The sequence below is a fragment of the Bacillus sp. SD127 genome (assembly GCF_058566445.1).
This window is the reverse complement of the sequence record NZ_CP191226.1, coordinates 225,053-238,687: the sequence shown is the minus strand read 5'-3', so window position 1 is coordinate 238,687 and position 13,635 is coordinate 225,053. Positions and strand designations below refer to the sequence as shown.

At 44.4% G+C, this 13,635-nt stretch carries 14 protein-coding genes and 1 pseudogene; 3 read left to right on the top strand and 12 right to left on the bottom strand.

The genetic code is table 11. The features are described from left to right. Positions 1 to 32: 32 nt before the first annotated feature. The 5 genes from ACQVGS_RS01290 to ACQVGS_RS01270 form a co-directional block, all read right to left on the bottom strand. Complete coding sequence (locus tag ACQVGS_RS01290) at positions 33 to 1,139, bottom strand: hypothetical protein (RefSeq protein WP_151174629.1); 1,107 nt, start codon at positions 1,137 to 1,139, stop codon at positions 33 to 35. Positions 1,140 to 1,234: 95 nt separating this feature from the next. Then, positions 1,235 to 2,656, bottom strand: coding sequence for a glycoside hydrolase family 1 protein (locus ACQVGS_RS01285; protein ID WP_491830758.1), 1,422 nt, complete (start codon positions 2,654 to 2,656; stop codon positions 1,235 to 1,237). A 19-nt stretch (positions 2,657 to 2,675) separates the two neighbouring features. Next, the gene (locus tag ACQVGS_RS01280) at positions 2,676 to 4,511 is read right to left on the bottom strand and encodes a beta-glucoside-specific PTS transporter subunit IIABC (protein WP_127696325.1); all 1,836 of its coding nucleotides are present in this window, start codon (positions 4,509 to 4,511) and stop codon (positions 2,676 to 2,678) included. A gap of 310 nt (positions 4,512 to 4,821) precedes the next feature. Beyond that, positions 4,822 to 5,655: a BglG family transcription antiterminator LicT gene (gene licT, locus ACQVGS_RS01275; protein ID WP_024123382.1), complete on the bottom strand. Its 834-nt coding sequence runs from the start codon at positions 5,653 to 5,655 to the stop codon at positions 4,822 to 4,824. A 96-nt stretch (positions 5,656 to 5,751) separates the two neighbouring features. After that, positions 5,752 to 6,432: a hypothetical protein gene (locus ACQVGS_RS01270; protein WP_263463443.1), complete on the bottom strand. Its 681-nt coding sequence runs from the start codon at positions 6,430 to 6,432 to the stop codon at positions 5,752 to 5,754. A 210-nt stretch (positions 6,433 to 6,642) separates the two neighbouring features. Here ACQVGS_RS01270 and ACQVGS_RS01265 point away from each other — a divergent pair, with 210 nt between their 5' ends. After that, on the top strand, positions 6,643 to 7,926 hold the full coding sequence (locus ACQVGS_RS01265) for an MFS transporter (RefSeq protein WP_106019804.1): 1,284 nt from the start codon (positions 6,643 to 6,645) through the stop codon (positions 7,924 to 7,926). Between the two features lie 18 nt (positions 7,927 to 7,944). Here ACQVGS_RS01265 and dbpA read toward each other — a convergent pair whose 3' ends face one another. Both dbpA and ACQVGS_RS01255 read right to left on the bottom strand, forming a co-directional pair. Continuing rightward, positions 7,945 to 9,384, bottom strand: a complete 1,440-nt coding sequence (dbpA, locus tag ACQVGS_RS01260) for an ATP-dependent RNA helicase DbpA (protein WP_491830755.1) — start codon at positions 9,382 to 9,384, stop codon at positions 7,945 to 7,947. Between the two features lie 81 nt (positions 9,385 to 9,465). After that, a complete protein-coding gene (locus tag ACQVGS_RS01255) occupies positions 9,466 to 10,614 on the bottom strand; it encodes a rhamnogalacturonan acetylesterase (RefSeq protein WP_491830753.1) in 1,149 nt (382 codons plus the stop codon). 164 nt (positions 10,615 to 10,778) lie between these two features. Between ACQVGS_RS01255 and ACQVGS_RS01250 the strand changes: the two genes are divergently transcribed. Further along, the gene (locus ACQVGS_RS01250; protein ID WP_046161026.1) at positions 10,779 to 11,120 is read left to right on the top strand and encodes a PadR family transcriptional regulator; all 342 of its coding nucleotides are present in this window, start codon (positions 10,779 to 10,781) and stop codon (positions 11,118 to 11,120) included. Continuing rightward, positions 11,117 to 11,638, top strand: a complete 522-nt coding sequence (locus ACQVGS_RS01245) for a DUF2812 domain-containing protein (RefSeq protein WP_318751983.1) — start codon at positions 11,117 to 11,119, stop codon at positions 11,636 to 11,638. Before ACQVGS_RS01250 ends, ACQVGS_RS01245 begins: the two co-directional genes overlap by 4 nt. A 213-nt stretch (positions 11,639 to 11,851) precedes the next feature. Here ACQVGS_RS01245 and ACQVGS_RS01240 read toward each other — a convergent pair. From ACQVGS_RS01240 to ACQVGS_RS01220, 5 genes and pseudogenes are all read right to left on the bottom strand, one after another. Continuing rightward, positions 11,852 to 11,980: pseudogene (locus ACQVGS_RS01240) on the bottom strand (hypothetical protein); the annotation flags it as partial. Between the two features lie 17 nt (positions 11,981 to 11,997). Continuing rightward, positions 11,998 to 12,453 (bottom strand): hypothetical protein, encoded by a 456-nt coding sequence (locus ACQVGS_RS01235; RefSeq protein WP_106019809.1) that lies wholly within the window; start codon positions 12,451 to 12,453, stop codon positions 11,998 to 12,000. 13 nt (positions 12,454 to 12,466) lie between these two features. After that, the gene (locus ACQVGS_RS01230; protein ID WP_188323386.1) at positions 12,467 to 12,763 is read right to left on the bottom strand and encodes a YxiJ family protein; all 297 of its coding nucleotides are present in this window, start codon (positions 12,761 to 12,763) and stop codon (positions 12,467 to 12,469) included. Positions 12,764 to 12,778: 15 nt separating this feature from the next. Further along, the gene (locus tag ACQVGS_RS01225; RefSeq protein ID WP_255002374.1) at positions 12,779 to 13,105 is read right to left on the bottom strand and encodes a hypothetical protein; all 327 of its coding nucleotides are present in this window, start codon (positions 13,103 to 13,105) and stop codon (positions 12,779 to 12,781) included. Positions 13,106 to 13,129: 24 nt separating this feature from the next. Beyond that, positions 13,130 to 13,612, bottom strand: coding sequence for a hypothetical protein (locus tag ACQVGS_RS01220; protein ID WP_449238856.1), 483 nt, complete (start codon positions 13,610 to 13,612; stop codon positions 13,130 to 13,132). Between the last annotated feature and the right edge of the window lie 23 nt (positions 13,613 to 13,635).

Below are 13,635 nucleotides of genomic sequence, written 5' to 3'. Positions count from 1 at the left end.
ATTTCCGCTGCCGGAAATCCTTTTTTGGTAATTTAGTTGATATATTTTATGACAGGCAAGCTTTCAGCACCTGAAGCATAGTAGTAATTTAAAACACTGAAAAAGTCTATCGCTTTGCCGGTTTTCAGATCAACGATCAATATATGGTCCCCATAGTTCTGATCATCCGCATCAAGCCTTCTAGGTGTTTTTTTACCTAACGTATCAAGGAAAGAATCATCATAACCTACCCCGGACTGATAAGCTGATACATGATGCATAAAAAGCGTGCCTGTGTCTAAGTAAACCATGATGGCTGAGCTTGAACTTGCATAACTCGAACGATAAGTGACAGGGTCAGAAATATTTTTAACCTTCACATCAGAAATGGAATGGGTGCGCTGATTATACCCGCCTCCATAGGAAAAATAATATTCTCTTTCCCAGTCTAATGAAGATGTTTTCGTATTAGAATTGTACAGCAGTGTACCATTAGCATAAACGGAACCGTCTCCATACTCAGCAACAAAGGCTTGTAAATTAGACGTTACCGATTTTACACTTGAATAATTTGAAGGGTTTTTCGCATTTAACTGAATGTTATATGAATCTCCCGTCGTTCCTTCAGAGGAAACCCGGATCATATAATCGCCAGCGGGAAGCTCTTTTAAAAGCACTAAGTTCCCTGCTGCCATTGATATATTAGACGGCTGAGCTTCTCCTGTATCCCAATTGACAACATACAATTTCAGATGGTAATCGCTGTTGTCTGAAAGAATTCTTGTGATAAGGGTTCGATCTGACGAAGTACTGAAAAAGTACATATCATCAGGATTATTTTCATCAAGGACAGAGGTTGTATTGAAAACCTGGTCATCGGAGTTGTACATGGAACTTGTTTTAAAAACATTCTCATTCGAAGGCTTCTTCACTTTCATCTTTTCTGTTTTATTGTCCGTTTTAAGGCTTACTTGCTTCGCTTGATTTAATGAAACATCCTCAGTTTCCTTTTGTTTTTTCAGTTTTTCCTGCTGCTCCATGATTGGTTTATCTTTTAACACACTTTGCGCTGAGGCAGCATTTGAATTCATACATAAACTAAAAACAACAAGCAACACAGTACACAAAAAAGGCAGTGAAACAATTTTTTTGTTCTTCATATACAAACCCCTTTCCAATTTTATACTATACATATCGGCAAGGAGCTCGGATCATTTACATAAATATATTTATTTTCATAAATTGTTTATTTTTTCTATCGGTTCATTGACGCGCCATTCGAAGCAATCAGCTCTTTATACCAATAAAAGCTTTTCTTGCGGATACGGCGCAGGTCTTTCAGGTCGAATTCATCACGATTGACATAGATGAAGCCGTAGCGTTTAGAACAGCCCTGATGAGTGGAAATTAAGTCAATCGCAGACCACGGTGAGTAGCCGAATACGTCAACGCCGTCTGTAATCGCCCATTGAATTTGTTCAATGTGCTGCTTTATATAATCAATCCGGTAATCGTCATTAACTGTATCGTTTTCATCTAGTTGATCGAAAGCGCCTAACCCGTTTTCTGTGATGATCAATGGCAGCTGGTAGCGGTCATAGATTTCACGAAGTGTGGAACGGAAGCCAACCGGATCAATTTCCCAGCCGAAATCGTTTTTCTTCAGGTTCGGGTTGGCGCTGCCGCGGTAGACGCCGTCTTCTCCCGTTTTCAAATGCTGGTCTCCTCCTCGCGCTGCCTCGTCCGAGCCGTCGCCTTTGCTTGCTTCCGCCGTTTGAGACGTGTAGTAGTTAAATGCGATAAAATCAGGCTTCGCAGATCGCAGAATCTCCATATCACCATCTTCAATGACTGGCGTATAGCCTTTTTCTTTCATATATGCCCAAGCTGTCGTGTTATAACGCCCGTGAACCGCCATATCTAAATAGAGCCAGTTGCGGATTGCATTGTAGTTGAAGGCTGCGACAACATCTTCCGGTTTTGAAGATGCCGGGTAAATCAGCGCAATGTTTGGAGCTGGGCCGATCTTGGCTTCCATCAGCATCTCATGGCATAGATTCATAGCCTTCGCCTGTGCCACCAGCATGTGGTGATTTTGCTGATACAGTTCTTTTTTCGGGTTTTTCAGATTCGGATCAAGTGTGCCCAGCGCACTTCCATGCAGGATCATCATGTTTTGTTCATTGATCGTCAGCCAGTACTTGACACGGTCACCGAAGTGTTCAAACAGCACCTTCGAATAACGTTCAAAAGCGTCAATTGCAGATCGCTTTGACCAGCCTCCCTTTTCCTGCAATGCATTCGGCAGATCAAAGTGATACATCGTGACGATCGGTTCAATCTTATATTTGAGCAGCTCATCAATCAGATTACTGTAAAATTCAATCCCCTTTGGATTGATGTCTCCGTCGCCATCAGGAATAATTCGCGTCCAGGCGATAGAAAAACGGTATGCTTTAAAGCCCATTTCAGCAAACAGCGCAACGTCTTCTTTATAACGGTGATAATGGTCGCTGGCTACCTTAAAATCAGTCGTTCCCTCAGGATAGCTGTCGCGGGCGTCAATCACTGAAGGTCCCTTTCCATCTTCGTTCCACGCGCCTTCAACCTGATAAGCAGAAGTTGATGCTCCCCACAAAAAGTTCTCCGGAAATGCCGCAAGTTTGTTATAGTTCATCGTTTGTTCCTCCAATGTTTTAGATTAAAGAAAGAATTCTTTCTTCTGTTTTGACTTGCTTTTGATCAGTTTGAATGACGTCGGTATATTGATCTGTGTTTGTGATGATGATCGGCGTGTTCATATCAAACCCTGCTTTTATTAACTCCTCTAAATCAAATTCAGCCAGCAGATCGCCTTGTTTGACGGCTTGCCCCTGCACCACTTTAGGATAAAAGTGTTTTCCTTCCAGCTTCACCGTATCAAATCCGAGGTGAATCAGGATTTCTGTTTCCTGATGGGTGATCATGCCGAATGCATGGCCAGTCGGGAAAACGGTCGATATCACGCCATCTGCCGGAGCCACCAGCCGGCCTTTCTCCGGCAAAATCGCAATCCCCTTTCCAAGCGTCTCCGATGCGAACACCTTATCCTTCACTTCCGCTAACGGAATCACGCTTCCTTCTAATGGACTGCTGATCTGTTCATGATGTGCGACAGGTGCTGGCGGTTCCGTTTTGGCATCTGCTTTTTCTTCCGCGGGATCTTCAAAACCGACAATGTACGTTAGGATAATTGAGAGAATAAAAGATACCGAGATTCCCAAGATAAAGCCTGCAAACCCCTGTCCGTAGAAAATCGGGATGGTCAATAGACCCGGCGCACCTGAAGCGATGGCCACACTGTGAGCCTGCCCGATAATCGCCCCGCCAACAGCCGCACTGATGACACCGCATACAAAAGGTTTTTTCAGTCGGAGCGTCACCCCATAAACGGCAGGTTCCGTAATGCCGAAAATTCCGGTGACAGCGGCGGAGCCCGCAAGCGTCTTCAATTTTTTATTTTTCGTTTTTAACATGACTCCGATGGCGGCACCTGTTTGGGCAAACACAGCAGCTGCTGTAGCCGGTTTGATAGAATCCTGCCCGTTGACCGCAATATTGTTTAAAATAACCGGCACGATACCCCAGTGAATGCCGAAGATGACAAGGATCTGCCAAAGGGCTGCGATCACGGCACCGGCCAGCATCGGATTAAAATGAAAGATCGCCAGAATCACAGCCGCGATGCCATTCCCGGCATTTACGCCAATCGGCCCGAACACGATTAATGTGAGCGGCACGACCGTCACTAAACAGATCAGCGGCGTGATGAAGGTTTTTACACTGTCATGAATCAGCCTGTTTAGAAACTTCTCCATGCAGCTCATCACAAAAATCGCCAGGATGATCGGTATAACGGTTGATGTGTAATTCATTAAAACAACAGGAATGCCAAAAAAATCGGTATCCGCATTGCCATTCTTCAGTTCAATAATGGTTGGATAGATGAGCGCCCCCGCAACCGTGACAGACACAAACACGTTTGCGCCGAATTTTCGGGCAGCTGTAATGGCAAGCAGCAATGGCAGAAAATAAAACAGGCTGTCTGCGGCGGCATACAAAATCGTGTAAGTTGTATCCTCAGTTTTGAGCCAGCCGGCATTTGTACAGATCATAAGCAGGCCCTTTAAAATTCCCGCTCCCGCCATCACGCCAAGCAAAGGCGTAAAAATGCTCGATACGATATCAACCAGCCGGCCGAACAGATTCCCTTTCTGAGCATAACGCTCTGTTTGGTCATCCTGCAGCACACTTGATATCTTTCCAATCTCGCGATACACTTCGGAAACATGATTACCGATGACCACCTGAAACTGCCCGCCGCTTTCCACAACAGTCACGACATCGTCTAAAGCTTCTATTTTTTCTTTGTCTGCTTTTGAGCGGTCGTTCAGCGTAAAACGCAAGCGCGTCGCACAATGTACAAGCGAACGCACATTTTCTTCCCCGCCGACCAATTGTAAAATGTCTCTGGCTGCTGCCTGAATCCCCATTTCCCCTCATCCCTTCCGCTGAAAAATAAAAAACCTAAACTACCCCTGCCACAATAGGAACAAGTAGTTTAGGTTTTGCCTGCTGACCAGTAACAATCCTATAAAACTTCATCATTCGATTTTTCTTCAATTTTGCACCATCACCATCCCCTGAAAAAAATAAAAACCTAAATTACCACCAGCACAGACAGAGATCCTCCGCACTCATCGTAATTTAGGTTTTGCCTGCTTATCAGTAACAATCCTAAAATCATAATATATTGATGTGAGAAAAAATTAACACACGAAAACAAAAATGTCAACGCTTTCATCATGTTTGTTTGACGACCCTTTCAATATGAATCGTTAAGTACAGCAGCTCGTCCCTGGTGAGTTTGTGTTCATATTCTTGTTCCATATACGCTTTGATTTTCTTCGTGCAGTCATACGCGCGATGATATTTTTCTTTCACCGTTTCCAGCAAAAAATCGTCCTGGCTTTCAAGATAAGTTCCGTTAAAAAGACGCTGCGCGAAAAACTTCAGGTGAGTGACAAACCGGTAATAATGCAGCGATTCTTCATCAAATTCAATATTAAAATGATATTTTACAATACTTAAAATCTCTTGCATCACTTTTGTAATGTTAATGATATTGGGCATCTCTTCATTGAGTTCGGCATTCACGATATGGAGGGCAATAAAACCTGCTTCATCCTCCGGAAGGGAAACACCTGTCTTGTTTTTCACCATGTGCAGCGCTTCTTTGCCAATGGCAAACTCATCTTTGTACAGCCGTTTGGTTTCCCACAGCAAAGCATTTTTGATATCAAGGCCCTTTTTATTGCGCTGTATGGCAAAGTTAATATGATCGGTCAGCGACACGTAGATGCTGTCGTTCAGCTTTTTGCCAAGCTGTAACTTCGCATAGCTGATAATGTCCTCACACACTTCCATACACTCGAGCGGTATTTCATACAAAAGGGTTTTAAATTTCTCTGATACATCCTTGTTATCGAGAGTGAACACCTTCTCAATGCGTGCTTCATCGACCTCGTCGCCGGACTTTTTTTGGAACGCGAGCCCTCTGCCCATGATGACCAATTCTTTCCCTTGTTCATTGACCACACTAATTACGTTATTGTTGATCACCTTCGCAATCTTCATGACATGTCCCTCCAATCAGCTAAGAACAGACTACACCTTGATTGTACATTCTTTTTGTACTAGGTCAATATCTTCAGGGAAAGAGCAGCGATCCGGTCAATATACTTCACTCAGCACCGTCTGCCCGCTCTGTTTCTGAAGCAGCGCCTCAAGATGGCGTTCAAAGGATTCCTTATCTGCCCCCTGCTTCTTGACTATGCCATTCATTAAGTTGATGCTCTCAGCATTGTATTTCGTATATTGTTTTTTCAGCTGATCCAGCTGTTTTCTTGTTTGTTTAGCGTTTTTCGGTGTGACCTGATTGATGAGCGCGATCATGCTGCCGGTAATCTCAAAAAAGGTGTCTCTATTGACTTTAAGCTGCTGATTCTCATTGCGGCTCTTTTCTTGATTGCGGGTTTTTTGAAGCATTGCGAATGCCTCGCTGTTTTGTTTTTTTAGCCGGCCGTTTTCGAGTTTAATTGATTCAAGATTTTTCTTCGCTATATCTGCTTCCTCTTCTGTCATGCTGCTGCGAATGAAATATTCAGGGTTGCCGATCCCATAATCAAACGTCTCGCTTACGTGTACCATAGAACTGAAAACAACCGCCAGCTGCATATCGTTTGATAGGGTCTGAAAGTCTTGCTTTTTCTTGCTGCCCAGTGATTTTATCATGCTTTGTTTGATCGTCTTTTGATCATGTTGGGCAGCGTTCTGAACATTGCTTTCGCTTTCACATGCGCTCATCGCAAGAACAGCGACCAGCAGGCTTATCAACAAGCCTATTCGCCTCATGCTCTGTCTCCTCTCTGCTGAAACCCTTCTGGAAAAAGCGGCAAAATATAGTTAAATCGTACCAGATATTTGATGTGTCAGCAATAAACCAAAAGTATTATTTGACCTATATAGAACATAAACATTTTGTAAAAATTGACCACGGTTCCATCCTTTTCTATGCGTTTTCTCGTACAATAGAAGTATCGTTACTGGGGAGGGGCTCTGCAGATGAAACGTTTTACGAAACAAGAAAACAGCTGGGTTGTATATGACTGGGCAAACTCTGCTTATTCCATTGTCGTCACAACCGCGGTATTTCCGTTGTTTTATAAATCAGCCGCTGCGGAAGGCGGTGTCAGCGCTGCTCAATCAACTGCTTATTTAGGTTATACGATAGCGATTTCTACCTTTATTCTCGCCATGCTCGGCCCGATTTTAGGAACCATCGCCGACTATGAAGGCTGCAAAAAAAAGTTCTTCGGTTTCTTTGTGTCAGCCGGTGTCGCCAGCACCGCGGCGCTTGCCTTTATTCCAAGTGAACATTGGCTTCTTTTGCTGCTGTTCTACACCATATCGGCTGTCGGTTTTTCCGGCGCCAATGTATTCTACGACGCCTTCCTCGTTGACGTCACGCCTGAGGAACGGATGAATCTCGTCTCCGCCCGCGGCTTTGGCTTAGGCTATATCGGCAGCACGATCCCATTTATCCTCAGCATCGCCGTCATCCTGCTTGCACAAGCAGAAACGATTCCGATGTCCGTGTCTGCCGCAAGCCAGCTGTCCTTTTTTATAACGGCCGCTTGGTGGGGACTGTTTACCATTCCGATGCTGAAACACGTTCATCAGCGCTATTACATCAAAAGAGAACCCCGCATCATAGCCAACAGCTTTAAACGCCTCGGGCAAACGATGAAACGGATCCGGCAGTACCGGGCGCTGTTCCTCTTTCTGCTCGCTTATTTCTTTTATATCGATGGAGTCGGCACCATTATTACGATGTCGACCTCTTACGGGTCAGATTTGGGCATCAGCTCCACAAGTCTCCTGATCATCCTGTTTGTCACTCAGGTCGTCGCCGCGCCGTTTGCCATTTTATACGGAAGACTGGCGGAACGCTTCACAGGGAAAACAATGCTGTACGTTGGCATCGTCATATATATGATTGTCTGCGTATATGCGTATTTTCTGGAAACGACGTTTGATTTCTGGATTCTAGCCATGCTTGTCGCCACCTCGCAGGGCGGCATTCAAGCATTAAGCCGCTCCTATTTTGCCAAGCTCGTCCCGAAACACCATGCAAATGAATTCTTCGGCTTCTACAACATTTTCGGAAAATTCGCCTCAATTATGGGGCCGCTGCTCATCGCCGTTACCGCCCAGCTTACTGGAAAATCATCGACTGCGGTGTTCAGCCTGATCATTTTGTTTGTGATCGGGATTGTCATCCTCGCCTTTGTGCCGGAAGAAAACAGCACCAATGTCAGCCATCACGAAAATGACCTGCCCCTTTAACTGGGAGCAGGTCATTCATCATTTATTCGCTTTATTCACCTTAAGCTTTTTCCCTTTGACGGTTGTATCCTTCATGGCTTTGAGAACATGTGGGCCTTTTCCGTTTAAAATTTCCACGTACGAGGCGTTATCCATGATCGTAATGATGCCAATGTCATCAGCAGAAACCCCGTCGATTTTAGCGATCGTTCCGACAAAATCAACGGCTCTGATTTTCTTTTTCTTTCCGCCGTTAAAGTACAGCTTCATGATGTCTTTATTCAGCTCTTCGCTCTTGTCTTTTTTGATCGCCGGACGGTCTTTCAGTTTAGCGAGAAAATCCGGTTTCTTTTTTGCGATTTCCTCTTGGGACGGGGCTTCTAATGTCTGAATCCCGAATCCGATATACTCTTCTATTTCAGCTAGGAACCGCTTTTCAAACGGCGCCACAAATGAAATCGCTTTTCCCTGATTCCCGGCTCGCCCTGTCCGTCCTGTACGGTGTACGTAGCTTTCTTTCTCAAGAGGCAGATCATAGTTGATGACAAGGGCGATATTTTCTATATCGATCCCCCGTGCGGCGACGTCTGTCGCGACTAGATACCGGTACTCGCCTCTCTTAAATTCATTCATAACGTCAAAGCGGTCTTCCTGGATCATCCCGCCGTGAATTTTATCACATGGATACCCTAAGTCATCCAATTCATCAGTCAGCTGATTGACATGCTCTTTCGTCCGGCAGAAAATGATGCAGCTGTCCGGGTTCTCAGTGATAAGTACATCCTTCAGCAAAGAAAACTTATTCTCTTCTCTGACTTGAATCACCGCATGTTCAATATTCCTTGTGGTGAGGCCGGCCGCTTTGATTTCGATATGCTCTGGGTTTTGCATATATTGACGGCTTAATTTCTCAATATCCTCTGGCAGTGTCGCAGAAAACAGCATCGTCGTACGCTCGGTCGGGAGATGCTTGATAATCGCCTCCACCTGATCGATGAAGCCCATATTCAGCATCTCATCCGCTTCATCAATGACCAGATAGGAAAGGCGATCCAGCGGCAGCGTGCCTTTTTCAATATGATCTAGGACGCGTCCCGGTGTGCCGACAACGATATGGCTTTTTTGCTTCAGCTCGGCTTTTTGTTTATCAAAAGATGATTTTCCAAACACAGCTGTGGCTTTGATTCGTTTAAATCTTCCGATGTTCGTGATATCCTCTTTTACTTGCACGGCAAGCTCACGGGTCGGCGTCAGCACCAGTGCCTGCGGTTTGTTTTCGTCCCAATCCGCCAGCTCGCAGAGAGGAATGCCAAACGCAGCCGTTTTCCCGCTTCCCGTCTGTGATTTGACGACAAGATCTTTTCGTTCAAGGGCTGCCGGAATCACGCTTCGCTGCACCTCGGTCGGTTCTGTATACCCCAGTCCTTCCAATGCTCGTAAAATGTCATGACTGATTTGATAGTTTTTAAAATGACTCATGTATAAACTCCTGTCTCTTGCAGATGTTCTCATTATACTCTAATTTACGGCATCGTATGTGTTTTGCCGAAAAATGACGTTTTAGAAGCCATCAATCCCCTGTCTTTTTAGTTCATGAACGGCCAATCGCGCCAGTGCATCGGCCCCCGCGCGGTTCGGATGAAGCGTATCTCCATCCATATAAAGCGCGAGCGTTTTTTCCGGACCGATCGATGTAAAGTAAGATGAACTGAGGACATTCAGGTCAATAAGCCTTGTTTTTTCTTCATCGGCCAAAGCCAAAATAGAAGCCCTGTACCATCGGTTTACAGAGGAATGGATGCCTTCAGAAGTAAAGTCTGTCGCCCGGCCCTGCGGTGTTGAAAGGATGACTTCCGCTCCCTTTGCTTTCACCTGCCGAATCATATCACGCATAATCTCCTTAAATTCCGCTTCAGATTCATTATGCTTCGGATTTGTATCGTTAATGCCGAGCTGCAAAATAAAGTAATCACCCGGTTTGATGTACTTCAAGATCGCTTCCAACTGACCGTCATTTCGAAACCCTCTCGCAATCTGCCCGCCTGACGCCATGTTTCTCACTTGAAAGGTACGCTTGTCGACATAGTGAGGCAGCATCTGCCCCCAGCCCGCCTGCTTGCTGCTGTTGAGCGGATAATAATTGCACACCGTCGAATCGCCGCCGATATAGATCGTTCGGTTTGTCACCGGCTGATCAGACAATTTCTTGATTTTTAGGGCGCTGAGCGTAAAAGCGGTACCCGCCTTGCCTTCAGTCACCAGCAGATTCAGTTGCCCGTCGGTGACAGGAATTTGAAACGTATCCTCCGCACCGTCTCCCGTCATATTGATGACCTGAAACACACCCTCCGCCGCCACACTTGCCCTCGCCGTATTGCCCAGCGTCACCTTCACCTCATAAAGACCCTTCGGAAGATCCACATTAAACGTGTTGTCGCTTTTCGTCCCATTCGCCAAAAATTGAACCGCGTCACTTTTCACGCCCGTCCCGGATGCCGCCACATCCTTCATATGTTCCGGCGTTTGAAAACCGTAGCCCCTTGACGGGTTATAACGGTCAGACGCCCTTACCCCAATGTAATCAGGCTCAACCGAACCGCTTCCAAAGTCAAACTGATATACCTTCGGCTCTGACGCCTTCAGACTCTCCGCCCCGCTGAAACCCAACATTAACATCATCACAAAACCCGCCGTTATCCATTTTTTCATTAAGAATCCCCCTCTATGAAAACGCATTCATTAATGCATACTCGGTGATTGTTTCTTTATGATGACTGAATGCAGAAAAAAATTGCATTGACAAAGGAAAAGGAAGATTTTATTATATCAATAAGTGATATATCATTAGTTGATATAAGAAATGAGGTGACCGTTTGCCAAAGCAACGTCCGCAGGAAATGGATCAGCTTACCGATCCAGCCTATTATATTGTCTTAACCTTGCTGGAGCCAAAACACGGATATTCGATCATGCAGGAGATTGAGGACATGACCGATGACTCCTTTACGATCGGCCCAGCTACCTTATATACATTGTTAAAGAAACTGTTGCAGGAAGAGATCATTGAGCTTGTCAACAACGACAACCCGCGCCGCAAAGTGTACCAGACAACCCTGCACGGCCAAGAATTACTCAAAAAAGAAATTCAGCGCAGAAAAGTGATGGCTGAACACGGCGAACGCGCTTTTCAGCAATTGAAAGGGGATTCATCATGAAACAGAAAAAATATATGATGTCCGAAGGCTTGGCTTTTTCAGAAGAAAAAGATATGAAGAAACTCAGCGATATGGCCAGCAAAGGCTGGGTGCTCGATTCATTTGCGGTTATGGGGTATAAGCTTAGAAAAGCTGAGCCGCGGAAGTTGATCTACAGTATTGATTATCATGATGTTGGGGAAGAAAGCTTGGCGGAATACACCGAGATGTTTGAAGCGGCCGGATGGGAACGTGTTTGCTCTTCACAAGGTATGCATATCTTTTCGGCTGAGCCTGGGACTTCGCCGATATACAGTGATCAATCCACCATGAGAGAGAAATATAAAAGAAGCGAAAAAGACGTTCGAAACGTCACCTGCACCTTGACTTTCCTGACTCTCTTGTCAATTGCACTCCATTATTTGACCGGATTCACAAATTGGGTGCCTGTGGCTTTTCTGGTTGTGACTTTTCCGTTTCTCGTGACATATGCGGCAACAAAAGCAAGAACGCTTGGAAAGTGGGGAAAATCAGTGTGACTTCTTGTCACACTTGATTACATCCCACCCTCCGCAATAGAAACTCATTTGGTTTTCTTGATCATACACATAATAACGGAGCCTTTCCCATTGATCATCAGTCGGTAAAATCTCCAATTCAACCGCATCGATGGATTCAAGATCATCCAGCTTCGATGCACTGATGTCTTCAAACCGTAAATGAATGTCACAGGTTTGAGCAGATAGTTTTAATTCAAACACAGGAATTTGAATATAACGATCATCTTCTTTCATATAGAAAGAAAACTCGTTTAATGTAAATGGACCAGTATCCGTGTGAGAAAGATGCTGTTTCATTTTCTCGTATTGTGTGATATTCATATGGATTCCTCCTCCTTTTATGTTTCATCGCCAACCATATAGATCTCCGCAGCATCGTATTCAAACCACATGATCCGTTCGCCTGAGTCCGTTAGGCACTGGAGTTTGCCTTCGGAAAAATAGCTGTTATCCGGTTGAGGGTCAGTGATCAGAAAAACATCATCATTGATGGAAGCTAACAGAAATAGAAAACCTGCAATGTCCCGATCTGTTTCATGTACTATGCATTGGAAATGAAATTGCCTTTTCGCCAGCTTCGTCACTTTGTAAGCATAGCCTTTGAAAAACTCTGACAGGTCTTCTATAAATGAACCACCCGTTATCACCTGTATCATGATTTGCTCATAGGCAAGCCCCTGCCAAAAACGATAAAAAGACTCAGCATCTTTAAGTTCGCATGATGTAACGGTTTGGTCGGGCTTAAGCTCGACCATGTCCAAATTGCCGATACTGCTTATAGAGGTTTTTTCCATAAAATCCTCCTTATTAGTTGGATAGCGCAGCGCAAATCTCTTGTCTGACTTGCTCGTACAAAAGAATGTGATGATACAAATCAGTATCGTGTTTGATCATATCCAGCGGGATGTCAGGATACAGCTCAAAAAAGCTTTTCTCCAACGAATATTGCTGATGCCGGGGCATCCTTTTATTCGCCAGCACATAACCCAGACTGCCAGCAACAAGCATAAAAAACTCATATATTTCCGCTTCAAAGCCGTACAATTCATCAGGATACGGCTTTTCATCAAGTTCTCGCTGTCTCTTTCTCAGCTTTTCAAACACACCGACTCTCCTCCCCTATTCAGCTTCCGTCACCTCATATTGCCGGCAATAAAAGCGGAACGTCTGCTCTTCCCATTCTTCCACAAGGTACAGCATACCTTGCGGCTGCATTTTAATATTAAGAAACCCATCAGACAGATCCGTTAGGGTTTCCATATCTCGTATCGTAACGGCTGAAACGTCTTTGAATGTGACAACAATCGAACGGGAATGATAAACAGCTGATAACTGAATCGTATAAATGGTACCAAGAACGTTATCTGCTTCCTGATAAAGACGCCATTTCTTGATATGCTGAAACATAATAGGAGAAACTCCAGAAATACTAAACTCATCTGCCAATTTTGATTCCTCCGTTGATATCTCCTATACTCTATACTCACAGTAAGGCTTCAAATCAGGAAAAGCATCCTTCATCAGTCTTTCTATATTTTTATCGGTCACTGTAAATATAATATCGGTTGAATCAAAAAAACCGACTTCAAAAACACATTCTTTCACAGGGGAGATATAATCATCTTCATAAAAGTCAGCATTCCCATCAACAAACGGAACTTGTGTTAAATCGTACGGTATCGTCTCTTTAGGCACAGCAGTTAAAATAGAAAATATCACATAAATCTCAAATTCATTTAATATACGATGAAATTCCTCACCTGTGGTAAAAAGATAGTCTTCACGCTCGCCGATGATATCGTTCCAATGATTCTTATCCTCGGATAAATCCATCATATTCAAAATATCGCCAATTACCCAATTATACTCAGTGATAGGCAGAGGGAATTGTTTGAAAAAATCATTTAAAAGAAAAAGATCAGAATTCGCATATTCCAGACAATACCTGCTCATATGTACCTCGCCCCCAATAAAAG

Excerpts from the sequence above, each read along its gene's own strand:
- ACQVGS_RS01285 (WP_491830758.1), bottom strand. The coding sequence starts at position 2,656 with ATGAACTATAACAAACTTGCGGCATTTCCGGAGAACTTTTTGTGGGGA.
- ACQVGS_RS01290 (WP_151174629.1), bottom strand. The coding sequence starts at position 1,139 with ATGAAGAACAAAAAAATTGTTTCACTGCCTTTTTTGTGTACTGTGTTG.
- ACQVGS_RS01245 (WP_318751983.1), top strand. The coding sequence starts at position 11,117 with ATGAAACAGAAAAAATATATGATGTCCGAAGGCTTGGCTTTTTCAGAA.
- ACQVGS_RS01270 (WP_263463443.1), bottom strand. The coding sequence starts at position 6,432 with ATGAGGCGAATAGGCTTGTTGATAAGCCTGCTGGTCGCTGTTCTTGCG.
- dbpA (WP_491830755.1), bottom strand. The coding sequence starts at position 9,384 with ATGAGTCATTTTAAAAACTATCAAATCAGTCATGACATTTTACGAGCA.
- licT (WP_024123382.1), bottom strand. The coding sequence starts at position 5,655 with ATGAAGATTGCGAAGGTGATCAACAATAACGTAATTAGTGTGGTCAAT.
- ACQVGS_RS01280 (WP_127696325.1), bottom strand. The coding sequence starts at position 4,511 with ATGGGGATTCAGGCAGCAGCCAGAGACATTTTACAATTGGTCGGCGGG.
- ACQVGS_RS01235 (WP_106019809.1), bottom strand. The coding sequence starts at position 12,453 with ATGGAAAAAACCTCTATAAGCAGTATCGGCAATTTGGACATGGTCGAG.
- ACQVGS_RS01220 (WP_449238856.1), bottom strand. The coding sequence starts at position 13,612 with ATGAGCAGGTATTGTCTGGAATATGCGAATTCTGATCTTTTTCTTTTA.
- ACQVGS_RS01265 (WP_106019804.1), top strand. The coding sequence starts at position 6,643 with ATGAAACGTTTTACGAAACAAGAAAACAGCTGGGTTGTATATGACTGG.
- ACQVGS_RS01255 (WP_491830753.1), bottom strand. The coding sequence starts at position 10,614 with ATGAAAAAATGGATAACGGCGGGTTTTGTGATGATGTTAATGTTGGGT.